This window comes from Izhakiella capsodis, from assembly GCF_900115045.1.
Lineage (GTDB): Bacteria > Pseudomonadota > Gammaproteobacteria > Enterobacterales > Enterobacteriaceae > Izhakiella > Izhakiella capsodis.
Window position 1 is genome coordinate 84,821 of the sequence record NZ_FOVC01000007.1, and the last position, 12,654, is coordinate 97,474.

Consider the following 12,654-nt stretch of genomic DNA (forward strand, 5'->3'; position numbering starts at 1 on the left):
TGCGAAGTGGTACCATCGTCAAATAAACCAGCAGCATGTTGGGTAAATAACGACGAAAGCACAAATAAAGAAGCAGCGCATAAGCGCTGCTTCAGAATATTAACCATCGGCGGTTGAGCGAATAAAGCTGCCGGTTCTTAAACCCGTACTGAGTGTTAACCGGCGGACTTTACTTACTTGATTAGGAAGTCTTCCAGCTTTTTGCCTTCTTCGTCCAGTGCTTGTTTGATCGCGGCCGGCGTACGTCCCTGACCTGTCCATGATCTTTCATCGCCGTTTTCATCTGTATATTTGTATTTAGCCGGGCGTGGAGCTCGTTTTGAACGTGGTTTGGAAGATACGCTGTCGCCTGCGGTTAGTTCATTAATATCAATACCGTCTTCCAGAAGCATTTGACGATATTTAGCCAGTTTCTCTTCTTTCTGACGGGCTTCTTCCGCAATAGCGGCTTCAGCTTCGCGGCGTTCGCTAACAACTGAATCCAGTTTTTCCAGCATTTCTTCCAACTCGGCCAGCGGAAGTTCACGAGCCTGCGCGCGTAGAGTCCGGATGTTATTTAAAATCTTAAGAGTTTCGCTCATAAAACAGTCCGTAGAGTAAATTAGATTAATCACTTTGGTGTCATTTAGCGGCATAGTGTACCGGGAAATGTCTATATTAAAAATAGTTGATTTAAATAAATTTGTCTACATGATAAAGGCTATGTTAGCGAACATTAATCTGCCGTTTAGAATATGATTTCAGTAAGATGATTCCTGGAGGATAGTTACCAGGCGATATTATGCTCTGAATATGATGCATTATGGCTATAATTAAACCCGGATAATGATATTAGTCAGGGGGTAGATTGCATAGTGCGTTAATTTTTTTATAGAGATAGCCCAGAGCTATAAGGTAAATAATTGATAAATAGTATGACGATAAAGAGCAACAACATAATAACATCATTCGCCCCGGTTGAGAGATAGATAACTGGAGCACGAAGAGATGTGTCATTGTTATGTCTGATTATTATCTCTTTATTTAGTGAAGCAAATCAAAATCATTGCACCAGACCCCACTAACGATCACTGCTATATGTATTGCAGTCAGGTGGATCATCTGAACTTCAACTTATCTTACTGTCACTTAGCCACATCAGGAAGCATGACATTTAAACGGTTAACTGTACTTAACACAGTACTGCCAATAATATACAGGCCTTTGATCTCGCAAAACAGGAAATGTCGTCACGTTATCAATGCGTATCTGGCAGTGAAAATTTTTCAAAACTTGACTTAATAAACATGCGTAGGCTGATTTCTCAGGATCAATCCCAACGCTGATTGCTTTATCCTTATTGTTGCCAATTTTTTTTGGCTATGAAGCCCGAGAAATATCCGGGACACTGACTTGTCGCTCTTGCCGCGTGGGGAGTGGTGGCAGAGTGCGGGAGACAGACGCTTGGTTTGCCTGAGCGATTGGGGTAATCAGATTAAATGATTCAGTGTTTTTAGAGTTGTACGCCCAAAAAGATAATTGACAAACAATGTCCGCCGGACAGGATGCTATTCTCATTCTGCAGATCATCTCGACAGAGTTCTGATATTAATCTACCTGAATTTCAATATGTTATTAATTATGGATGACGAATACTTTTTGTTGTGCTGATGGCAAGTGTCTTTGATTTGCCAAATAGCCGTTACCATCACTGTGCATTTTTGCGCCCCTGTTATTATAACTCAGGAGAAAAATCTACCAGATAAGCCATGCGGGTACTGACAAAACCGATCTCAACCCTATCCATTCTCCTGATGAAGCCTGGCGCAATCTTATTCTGCTCATGACGCGGGCTGTCATCTGCTATGGCAAGTCTGCTTGCCAGATTAATGTCACAACACGAAATAGAAAAAAATCGCGACCAGCGGAACGGGTCGCGATTTTGTACGAGTATTTCTTCAACGCTTACTGAAATTATTTCTGTTGGTCGGGTAAGGCATAGGCGATTACGTAATCGCCAAGCTTAGTACCGAAGGATCCATGACCACCAGCGGCAATCACCACATATTGTTTGCCATTGGCCTCGTAGGTCATTGGCGTAGCCTGACCACCTGCTGGCAGGCGCGCTTCCCACAGCTGTTTGCCATTCGTTATCTCAAAAGCGCGGATATAGTTATCTGCGGTGGCGGCAATAAAGAAAATGTTGCCTGCCGTAGAAACAGGACCACCCAGCATCGGCATACCCATTTTGAAAGGCAAAGGTAGCGGTGAACTGTCACGCACAGTACCGATACGCTTTTTCCAGGCGATCTGATTAGTTTTCAGGTCGAGACCGGAAATATAACCCCAGGCGGGTTGCTTGCAGGGCAGACCAAAGGGCGACAGGAACGGGTTCAGCGTTACCCCATAAGGTACGCCATACTGCGGCTGAATACCGGTTTCCGTACCGCTACCACCCCGGCTGTTTTCATCTGGCTCAATAGGATTACCTGGACCCCGAGGCACCAGTCTGGACACGAACGGCAGAGCCATCGGGTTAGCTATAGCCACCTGGCGGTCAGTGTTTACCGAAATTCCACCCCATTCAAACATGCCGAGATTGCCCGGAAAGACCAGAGTACCTTGTTCAGATGGGGGAGTGAAAATGCCATCGTATCGCAAGCGGTGGAACATTACCCGGCACACCAACTGATCGTAGATAGTGGCACCCCACATATCTTTGCCGCTCAAATTGTTCTTAGGACGGAAGCTCAGGTCAGAGAAGGGTTGCGTAGCGGCAACGTGATCGCCCCTGGCTGCGCCTTGCGGCACCGGCTTTTCGGGTGCGGCGACAACGAGCTTTCCGGTTCGTCTGTCGAGTACAAAGATATTACCGGTTTTAGCCGGAATATAAATAACCGGTATCGTCTCACCACCTTTGCTGATATCAGCCAACGTGGGTTGAGCCGGTACATCCATATCCCAGAGATCGTGATGCACGGTCTGATAGAACCAGGCCAGTTTACCGGTGGTCGCGTTAAGCGCCAGCATACCGCTGGCAAAACGCTCCATTTCTGGTGTGCGGTGGCCTCCCCAAATATCCGGCGTGGCAACGCCTGTCGGCAGGTAGACCAAATCCAGCTTGTCATCATAAGCCGCTGGTGCCCAGGAGTTAGGAGAGTTGGGGGTGTAGTGTTGCTCGCCCTGAGGAATGATATTGGGATCTTTCGCGCCGGTGTCAAATGCCCATAGCAGTTTGCCATTGTTCACATCGAAACCACGGATGACACCGGAAGGTTCTTTTGTTGAATAATTATCGGTTACCGCCCCAGCGACAATGATTACCTTATCGGTAACCACTGGCGGTGAGGTTGGTTCATAGGCACCCGGTGTGGCGAAGGGCATATTGGATTGTAAATTCACTTCTCCGTTATGACCAAAGCCCTGACAGCGTTCGCCGCTGTTTGCATCCAGCGCATAAAGCCTGCCATCATTAACCGGCAATATAATTCGTCGGGCGCAAGCTACCGGAGTATTATCAGCCGCAGCCGAAAGCGCTGCTTTATCTTCATGATAGGAAACACCACGACAGGTAACGTGCTGGAAGGTGGGATTTGGCTTCAGCCCTGGGTCGAAAGTCCACTTCTCTTTGCCGGTTGCCGCATCCAGCGCAAAGAGCTTTTGATGCGGTGAGCAGAGATAAAGCGTATCGCGAATTTTAATCGGTGTGACTTCATTCGTGAGCTCTCCCGGATCGTTGGCAGTTTTAAAATCGCCGGTACGAAAAATCCAGGCTACGCGCAAATTTTTGACATTCTGGTCATTAATCTGACTGAGTGGCGAATAGCGCGTTCCTTCCTGAGTTCGTCCATATGCCGGCCAGTCACCAGCCGGGATCGTTGGATCGCTGACAGCGGTTGCTGACTCATTCTGTCCCGGCAGCGTGCCATTAATTTCCTGCGGATCGTGGAATATCGCCCATCCCAACGCCAGAACGGTGATCACCAGAACGGTGCTTAACGCGCCGCGAGCGCTGGGGCTGGGGGCTACCATAGCTTTAGCAATAAAAGGCAGTACCATCCACAGCCCGAGGAAGAACACGACGTCGAGGCGTGGTGTTAACGCCCAGAAATCGAAGCCTACTTCCCATAAAGACCAGATCAACGTAGCAAGCAGGAATCCCGCGTAAAAGAGCAGGGAAGTGGCCTTGCGGCGATATAATAGCCATGCGGTTATCAGCAGTGCTATACCGGCCGCCAGGTAATAAACCGAACCGCCTATGCAGATTAGCCAGATGCCGCCACCGACCAGATAAATGCCACTCAGAGCGAGAAATAAAGTGGTGAGCATCACAAGTAAGCGTGATATGGATGCTTTTGATTCCATAGTAATGACCTTTGCGTTTTCCTTTAAGCGCTGACGTTTCAGAAAGAAACGTAGCATCGGGTGCCAATTACACGCCTCTGGGCGTGCTTATTTATGGTTATGTCCTGGTTCATAAAGCGGCTCGATGATCAATCATCCAGATACTCCCGGATAATCAGCAAGAGCGTCGCATTTTAAGAATAGAAGCTGATAAACAACTATCCACTGCAGGGCGGTTTTTTTATTTTGCAGCCATTTATATCTTAAATCTGCAAATAATAAGTGCTTTATCGCAGTGTAAACTCTCATTGAGAACGTGTCAGTGTCATCACCTTTTTCACCGAAAAGCCGTATCTGACTCTATTTCAGTAGCAAGGGGAATAATGCGGAGAATAACAGGAGAAAATAGCGTAAAGGCGATTTACCACAGACGCTGTTTTTTTGCTGTGCGTGTAGTCAGACATAAAATCCTTTATTATCAATTGGCTGTTTGCGACTGGTGATGGCGATGCCGTCTGACTAACTCTGTATCGTTTGCACATTATTTCAACTGGTGCGTCGGCGAAATAGGTGATGTGGTATCTGTTGTGTTGCTCTTCGCGCGTAGGTTGAACAACGTACGAATGCGTTCCGCATTCAGTTGATTGGGAGTTAACTGCTAAGCCGTCGTTGATAGTCGGTGGTTTGGTGTCTTACCGTTGCCGCAATGCGTACTGAAAGCTTTACGCGATATCGTCCAGCTTGTTGTTTCCCGGCGGTGAAAAGATACAGCACCGGATTGGTCAGTTTTTGATAATAATTGAGTGATGATCAGGCTTAATTTGCAGTCTGGATATTTCATCGCTGGTTGATTAACGGCCGATATAAAATGTAGGGGGGATATACGTCGCAGTCGTTTTTTATAATGACTAAATATACGTCTACTCTCATGAATAATAAGACTTTAAATTTTTTTCTGATGCTTATGTAACGGCGAGAAAAAGAAGCTTAATGGTGATTAAAGCGAAGTTGATTAATTTTATGGTGATTGATAATTTAAACATCCGGGCGGTTTCGGCTGAGGCGTGAGATGGTGGCTGATAAAGCGCAGGATCTTTTCTGGCGGTATGGCGATGAAGCAACTTCGCTACCGTCGCTAAAGCACTCTTGCTCTACGCTAAGTCTACGAATAAACCGGGCGGTGATGGAACAATATATCGATCGGTTCGGACGCCAACGCCAGTACCCCGGCGGGCTGGAAAAATGATAGATCTGCCTATGTCACCGTGGCCGGTTCAGAGCCGTATTGGCGGTGAGTCGGGCGAAAATGCTGGCGCACGTCCCTTAGCCTGAGGTGACGCGGAGAAACTAAAAACTGGGGAGAATAAATGTCGACTGAATATGCTGTATTGGCTGGCGGTTGCTTCTGGTGTACGGAGGCAGTATATAAGCAAATTGATGGCGTGCTGAGCGTCGAGAGCGGTTACACCGGAGGCCATACGGAAAACCCGACCTATCGTGAGGTCTGCTCCGGTGAGACCGGCCATGCAGAAGCAATCCGCATAGGATTTGACGCCAGTAAGATCGCTTACAGCGATCTGCTGGATATCTTTTTTGCGATACACGATCCAACACAGCTGAACCGGCAGGGTAACGACATCGGTACTCAGTATCGCTCGGCGATATTCCCACAGAATGCGTCGCAGAGGCAGGCGGCAGAAGATGCCTTACAGCGCGCGCAGGCCGATTATAGTGATCCCCTTGTTACGGCGATCGAACCTGCGAGCATTTGGTATGCAGCTGAGGGATATCACCAGGATTACTGGCAGGGGGAAGGCCAGCAAAATGGTTATTGTCTGGCGGTTATTCCCCCTAAACTGCAAAAGCTAAAAAAACAGTTTGGCAGTCGGCTGACTAAAGCTTGAGATAGGTCCGGATGCCATCCAGAAACATCTGGGTGGCAAGCATGATCAAAATCAGCCCCATCAGACGTTCGAGCGCATTGACTCCCTTCTCACCCAGCAGCCGTAGAAAAAGCCCCGAAAGTAGCAGAATAAGTGCGGTAAGACCCCATGCAATCAGCAACGCGCCGACCAGATAACTCATCTGATGCGGGTACTGATGCGACAGTAGCATCAGTGTTGCCAGCAGCGACGGCCCGGCAACTAACGGGATGGCGAGCGGAACCAGAAAAGGCTCTTCGCCAGCGGAAAGGCCGCTGCTAGGGTTATCATGCACCGGAAAAATCATCCGTATCGCGATTAAAAACAGGATAATTCCGCCGGAAATAGAAACGGTTTCAGTTCTCAGGTTGAGAAACGCGAGAATTTTTTCACCAGCAAATAAAAATAGCAGCATAATTGCCAGCGCTATCAGCAGTTCCCTAATCAGGACTATCCGCCGACGTTTTGGCTCCAGATGTTTAAGAACCGACATAAAAATCGGTAAATTGCCCAGTGGGTCCATAATTAGCAACAATAATACTGTTGCCGAGATCATTTCACTCATCGTTGCCATTCTCTAAATGTTCGCCTGTTTCAGGCGTTATAAGCAGCATTGCAAAAAAAACAGGCCTTATCGAATTTATTCACTTGCCTGCTGTGCTGCATTTTGTAGAGTTGTTTGTCAGAGGTAAACCAAATTATACGATGCAAGGAAACGCATCCAAAGGGACAGGTGTAGAATGAAAACAGTAGGTCTTGTAGGCTGGCGCGGCATGGTAGGTTCTGTGCTGATGCGACGTATGAGCGAAGAGCGCGATTTTGACGCGATCCGCCCGATCTTTTTCTCAACATCTCAGCATGGTTCCACCGCACCGTCTTTTCACGGTCGAGAAGGAGGAACGCTGCAAGATGCTTACGATATTGAAGCGTTAAAAGCACTGGACATTGTTATTACCTGCCAGGGCGGCAACTACACGACCGAGATTTATCCTAAGTTGCGCAGTGCGGGCTGGCAAGGCTATTGGATCGACGCCGCGTCAACGCTGCGCATGAAAGACGATGCGGTTATTATTCTCGATCCGGTTAACCATCAGGTGATCAGCCAGGGGCTGGACAGAGGCATCAAAACTTTTGTTGGTGGCAACTGCACTGTCAGCCTGATGCTGATGTCGCTGGGTGGGTTGTTTGCTAACGAGGCGGTGGAGTGGGCCTCTGTCGCCACCTATCAGGCGGCCTCTGGCGGCGGCGCGCGCCACATGCGCGAACTACTGATTCAGATGGGGCTGCTGCACAACGGCGTAGCCGAGGCTTTACAGAATCCATCATCAGCCATACTGGATATCGAACAGAAAGTAACAGAGATGTCGCGCAGCGGCGTGTTACCGACCGATAACTTTGGCGTTCCGCTCGCTGGAAGCTTGATCCCCTGGATTGATAAACAGCTGGAAAACGGTCAGAGCCGCGAAGAGTGGAAAGGCCAGGCTGAAACCAATAAGATTCTGGCAACGCGTAATCTCATTCCTGTGGACGGCCTGTGCGTACGCGTCGGCGCTCTGCGGTGCCACAGCCAGGCGTTTACGCTTAAGCTGAAAAGAGACATCCCGCTGACTGAAATTGAACAAATGCTGGCCGATCATAACGATTGGGTTAAGGTGGTTCCAAACGATCGCGAAATAACTCTGCGTGAGCTAACGCCTGCGGCGGTTACGGGAACCCTGGCAACGCCGGTTGGTCGCCTGCGTAAGCTGAATATGGGGCCGGAGTATCTGTCGGCCTTTACCGTGGGTGATCAGCTGCTGTGGGGCGCGGCGGAACCACTGCGTCGTATGCTGCGTTTATTGGTTGACTAAAAATTTATCCCGGCAAAAACCGGAAATTACCCCGGTTTTTGCCCTGTCCCGCGATTGCCTTCATATCTTATTCTGACCACTAAATGGCATCACTGCCGTAGCATCTGAGCAAAATATCTTCCGTCAAATCCGCGACGCCTTTTCGATTTTTGCCCGCCGGGACTCATTCTGCCGTTGGCATTAAAAATTTTTGTTATTCAATCCCTGATTTATTAATCAGCTGGCTATGCTTTAACAATACGACTTTCTACTGCAAACCTGATTTGCAATTGACACCGTATGGGAATTCTTGCCCGGCCTGATGCTGGCTTAGTCTGACTTACAAAACGTGCAGCTTAGGTAGGTTCTTACAGCGAAATGCAATTAGCTGCCACCGACCCCAGGAAGAGAGAGCCATGTCAGAACATCGCGATCATCGCGCCATTGATGCGTTGATCTCAGGTCATTATGCCGATCCTTTTTCATTACTTGGTATGCATCTGACCACGCGCGGGCTGGAGGTTCGTGCGTTGCTGCCGGATGCCAGCGAAGTATGGGTGATTGAAACCTCGACCGGGCGCAAATGCATCCAGCTTGCCTGCCTTGATGCAAGAGGCTACTTCCAGGGCGTGGTACCACGGCGGAAAAAAGCGTTTCGTTATCAGCTGGCGGTTACCTGGCATGGCCAGCAGAACCTTATTGATGACGCCTATCGTTTTGGTACGCTGCTGGCGGAAATGGACAGTTGGCTGTTGGCCGAGGGTACGCATTTGCGCCCATACGAAGCGATGGGGGCGCACCCCTGTGTGATTGATGACGTTAGCGGTACGCGGTTTATCGTCTGGGCGCCGAGCGCCCGGCGCGTGTCGGTCGTTGGCGAGTTCAATTACTGGGATGGTCGTCGCCATCCGATGCGTCAGCGCATTGAGAACGGCGTCTGGGAGTTGTTTATTCCCGGGGCGCGTCAGGGGCAGCTTTATAAGTTTGAGCTGATCGATGCTAAAGGGCAGCTGCGATTGAAAGCCGATCCCTTCGCTTTTGAAGCGCAGATGCGCCCGGAAACGGCCTCCATGATTTGCGGGCTACCGGAAAAAGTCGACATGAGCGAGGCGCGTAAGCGTGCCAACGGTTTCGATGCGCCCATCTCAATTTATGAGGTGCATCTCGGCTCCTGGCGGCGCCATACCGACAACAATTTCTGGCTGAGTTACCAGGAACTGACCGAGCAGTTAGTTCCCTATGCGGTTGAGATGGGTTTCACGCACCTTGAGCTGATGCCAATTAATGAACACCCTTTTGATGGTAGCTGGGGCTACCAGCCGCTCGGGATGTACGCTCCCACCCGGCGATTTGGCACACGCGATGAGTTTCTTGCTTTTATCGCCGCCGCCCATCAGGCCGGTCTTAACGTATTGCTTGACTGGGTTCCCGGCCATTTTCCGTCAGATGACTTTGGCCTGGCCCAATTTGATGGTACGGCATTGTACGAGCATAGCGACCCGCGCGAGGGCTTTCATCAGGACTGGAATACTCAGATCTATAACTTTGGCCGTCGGGAAGTGCGTAACTATCTCGCAGGCAACGCGTTGTACTGGATTGAGCGTTTTGGTTTTGATGGATTGCGCGTCGATGCGGTAGCGTCCATGATCTACCGTGATTACAGTCGCGCTGAAGGGGAGTGGATACCCAATTATTACGGTGGCCGCGAGAATCTTGAGGCGGTCTCTTTCCTGCGCTACACCAACCATACGCTTGGCCATACGGCGCCGGGATCTATCACGCTGGCGGAGGAGTCTACCGATTATCCCGGTGTTTCACGGCCCCCTGAAATGAGTGGGCTGGGGTTTTGGTTTAAATGGAACCTGGGCTGGATGCATGACACCCTTGATTACATGAAGCTCGACCCGATTCACCGTCGTTATCATCATAATTTGATGACCTTCGGCATCCTTTATCATTACAACGAGAACTTTGTTCTGCCGCTTTCCCATGATGAGGTCGTTCATGGCAAGCGCTCTCTTCTGGATCGTATGCCGGGTGATGCGTGGCAGAAATTTGCCAATCTGCGTGCTTATTACAGCTGGATGTTCGGTTTTCCGGGCAAAAAATTGCTGTTTATGGGCAATGAGTTCGCTCAGGGACGTGAATGGAACCACGATAGCAGTCTTGACTGGCATCTGCTGGAGGGCGATGACAACTGGCATCACGGTGTTCAACGTCTGGTGCGCGATCTTAATCATCTTTACCGCGATGTACCGGCATTGCACCAATGTGATTTCGACCCTCATGGCTTTGAATGGCTGGTGGCCGATGATGCAGAAAACTCAGTGCTGGTTTTCGTACGTCGCGATCGGACCGGTAATGAGCTGATTGTTGCCAGCAATTTCACCCCTGTCACGCGCCATCATTATCGCGTTGGTGTGAATCATCAAGGGGTATGGCGTGAAGTGTTAAACAGCGATGCTGAGCGCTATCACGGTAGTAATACTGGCAATATGGGCACCGTGTACAGCGACGATATCGCCAGTCATGGCCGCCCTTATTCGATGGCGCTAACGCTACCGCCGTTGGCAACGCTCTGGCTGCTGAGGGAGGTGACATGAGCATCGTGCGTTCAGATGCTGATGCTCCACAAGGTGCCTACTGGGACGGCCGGGGGGTCAATTTCACGCTGTTCTCCAGGCACGCCAGAGGCGTCACCCTCTGTCTTTTTGACATATCCGGAGAAGAAACGCAGCACGCTTTGACGCAGCGTAGCAACGGTATCTGGCAGGGGTATCTGGACGGTATCGGGCCGGGCCAGCGCTATGGTTACCGCGTTGACGGCCCGTGGGCGCCGCAGCAAGGTCACCGTTTTAACCGGGCGAAGCTGCTGCTTGATCCCTGCGCACGTCTGGTAGACGGCAACGTTGTTGACGATCCGCTTTTTCACGGCGGCGATGGCTGTCCCGATCCTCACGACAATGCAGCTCTGGCACCAAAGAGCGTAGTCGTTGACGGCCAGTTTGACTGGCAGGGTGTCGGACGCCCCTGTGTTCCCTGGGGCGAAACGGTTATCTATGAAGCCCACGTGCGCGGGCTGACGCGTCATCATCCGGGCATTCCACCGCTTCTGCGCGGGCGTTATGCCGCCCTCGGCCATCCGGCGCTCATCGACAGCCTGAAAGCGCTATCAGTCAGTACCCTTGAGCTGCTACCGATCGCCTGCTTTGCCAGCGAACCGCGCTTACAGCAAAGGGGACTTAGCAACTACTGGGGTTATAACACCCTGGCATCCTGGGCACCTGATGGCCGCTATGCCAGCACTGATGATCCGCTCTGTGAGCTTAAAACAGCCATCAAGAGCCTGCATCAGGCCGGTATCGAGGTGATTTTCGACGTGGTGTTTAATCACACTGCCGAACTGGAAGAGAGTGGGCCGATGCTGTCGCTACGCGGCATCGATAATAAGCATTATTACTGGCTGACTGAGGGCGGCGAGTATCAAAACTGGACCGGCTGCGGCAATGTACGCAATCTGACTCATCCGCAGGTTGTCGAAAGCATACTCGATTGTTTGCGATATTGGGTGAGTGACTTTCAGGTCGATGGTTTTCGCTTTGATCTGGCAACGGTATTGGGCCGGGTGCCAGACTTTCGTCAGAATGCACCGCTGTTTGAGGCGATGGCCGCTTGCCCGCTGCTTTCTGGCATTAAAGTGATCGCGGAGCCGTGGGACATCGGCCCGAATGGCTATCAGGTCAGCAATTTTCCGACGCTCTTTGCTGAGTGGAATGACCAATTTCGTGATGTCATGCGGCGCTTCTGGCTTAAGGGTGAGGTGGGCAAAGGGGAGTTTGCCCGTCGTTTCGCCGCCTCCAGTGACCTGTTTCAACGCGGCGAACGTCTTCCATCTGCCAGCATCAATTATATCTGTGCGCATGACGGATTCACGCTGCGCGATTTGGTTAGCTTCAACCACAAGCATAATCAGGCCAATGGCGAAGATAACCGTGACGGCCATGATGCCAATTTCAGCAATAATTATGGTGTTGAGGGGCTGGACGCTGACGAATCCGTGCAGATACAGCGGCGGCGCAGCGCCAAAGCACTGTTAACCACGCTGTTACTTGCACAAGGTACACCTATGCTGTTAGCGGGCGATGAATCTGGTCACTCGCAGCAGGGTAATAACAATGCCTATTGCCAGGATAACGCGATGACCTGGCTTGACTGGCAGCATCGGGACCACGAACTGTTTACTTTCGTCGCTGAGCTGATTGATTTAAGACGCCGTATCCCGGCGCTGACGGCCGATCGCTGGTGGCAGGACGGTGACGGTCACGTTGAATGGCTTAATTCAGAAGGTATGCCGATGGATGCGGCGGGATGGGGCAAGGGGCCTAATCTGCTGCAGATCCGCCTGTCGCAGCATTGGCTGATTACGCTGAATGCCAGCGACCGTGAGCGCGAGCTCCGGCTTCCCGCAGGAAACTGGAACGTTGCGTCTCCTTTTGCCGCAGAACACAGCGAGGAAACGCAAACGGTATGGCGCAGTCCTGCTGGCGGTATTTGCGTGTTCCAAGAAAGGGTATGAGGGA

The 12,654-nt window shown here is 50.7% G+C and carries 8 protein-coding genes; 5 read left to right on the forward strand and 3 right to left on the reverse strand.

Annotated features, from left to right (window positions below; translation table 11 throughout):
* Positions 1-173: 173 nt before the first annotated feature.
* Together BM191_RS11190 and BM191_RS11195 are read right to left on the reverse strand one after the other, a co-directional pair.
* The gene (locus BM191_RS11190) at positions 174-581 is read right to left on the reverse strand and encodes an H-NS family histone-like protein (RefSeq protein WP_092878335.1); all 408 of its coding nucleotides are present in this window, start codon (positions 579-581) and stop codon (positions 174-176) included.
* Between the two features lie 1,372 nt (positions 582-1,953).
* Positions 1,954-4,344: a glucose/quinate/shikimate family membrane-bound PQQ-dependent dehydrogenase gene (locus BM191_RS11195; protein WP_092878337.1), complete on the reverse strand. Its 2,391-nt coding sequence runs from the start codon at positions 4,342-4,344 to the stop codon at positions 1,954-1,956.
* A gap of 1,048 nt (positions 4,345-5,392) precedes the next feature.
* Between BM191_RS11195 and BM191_RS16805 the strand changes: the two genes are divergently transcribed.
* Positions 5,393-5,569 carry a hypothetical protein gene (locus BM191_RS16805; RefSeq protein WP_177203330.1) on the forward strand — a complete coding sequence of 59 codons (177 nt, stop codon included), beginning with the start codon at positions 5,393-5,395 and terminating at the stop codon, positions 5,567-5,569.
* Positions 5,570-5,690: 121 nt separating this feature from the next.
* Positions 5,691-6,227: a peptide-methionine (S)-S-oxide reductase MsrA gene (gene msrA / locus BM191_RS11200; RefSeq protein WP_092878173.1), complete on the forward strand. Its 537-nt coding sequence runs from the start codon at positions 5,691-5,693 to the stop codon at positions 6,225-6,227.
* On the opposite strand, the gene BM191_RS11205 is transcribed toward msrA, so the two are convergent.
* Complete coding sequence (locus tag BM191_RS11205) at positions 6,217-6,810, reverse strand: YhgN family NAAT transporter (protein WP_092878339.1); 594 nt, start codon at positions 6,808-6,810, stop codon at positions 6,217-6,219. The genes msrA and BM191_RS11205 overlap by 11 nt on opposite strands.
* A gap of 175 nt (positions 6,811-6,985) precedes the next feature.
* Here BM191_RS11205 and asd point away from each other — a divergent pair, with 175 nt between their 5' ends.
* The 3 genes from asd (at position 6,986) to glgX (ending at position 12,650) form a co-directional block, all read left to right on the forward strand.
* Positions 6,986-8,095, forward strand: coding sequence for an aspartate-semialdehyde dehydrogenase (gene asd, locus BM191_RS11210; RefSeq protein WP_092878175.1), 1,110 nt, complete (start codon positions 6,986-6,988; stop codon positions 8,093-8,095).
* 395 nt (positions 8,096-8,490) lie between these two features.
* Positions 8,491-10,677, forward strand: coding sequence for a 1,4-alpha-glucan branching enzyme (glgB, locus tag BM191_RS11215; RefSeq protein ID WP_092878177.1), 2,187 nt, complete (start codon positions 8,491-8,493; stop codon positions 10,675-10,677).
* Positions 10,674-12,650: a glycogen debranching protein GlgX gene (gene glgX / locus BM191_RS11220; protein WP_092878179.1), complete on the forward strand. Its 1,977-nt coding sequence runs from the start codon at positions 10,674-10,676 to the stop codon at positions 12,648-12,650. Before glgB ends, glgX begins: the two co-directional genes overlap by 4 nt.
* Positions 12,651-12,654: the final 4 nt, after the last annotated feature.

Excerpts from the sequence above, each read along its gene's own strand:
- BM191_RS16805 (WP_177203330.1), top strand. The coding sequence starts at position 5,393 with ATGGTGGCTGATAAAGCGCAGGATCTTTTCTGGCGGTATGGCGATGAA.
- msrA (WP_092878173.1), top strand. The coding sequence starts at position 5,691 with ATGTCGACTGAATATGCTGTATTGGCTGGCGGTTGCTTCTGGTGTACG.
- BM191_RS11190 (WP_092878335.1), bottom strand. The coding sequence starts at position 581 with ATGAGCGAAACTCTTAAGATTTTAAATAACATCCGGACTCTACGCGCG.
- BM191_RS11205 (WP_092878339.1), bottom strand. The coding sequence starts at position 6,810 with ATGAGTGAAATGATCTCGGCAACAGTATTATTGTTGCTAATTATGGAC.
- asd (WP_092878175.1), top strand. The coding sequence starts at position 6,986 with ATGAAAACAGTAGGTCTTGTAGGCTGGCGCGGCATGGTAGGTTCTGTG.
- BM191_RS11195 (WP_092878337.1), bottom strand. The coding sequence starts at position 4,344 with ATGGAATCAAAAGCATCCATATCACGCTTACTTGTGATGCTCACCACT.
- glgB (WP_092878177.1), top strand. The coding sequence starts at position 8,491 with ATGTCAGAACATCGCGATCATCGCGCCATTGATGCGTTGATCTCAGGT.
- glgX (WP_092878179.1), top strand. The coding sequence starts at position 10,674 with ATGAGCATCGTGCGTTCAGATGCTGATGCTCCACAAGGTGCCTACTGG.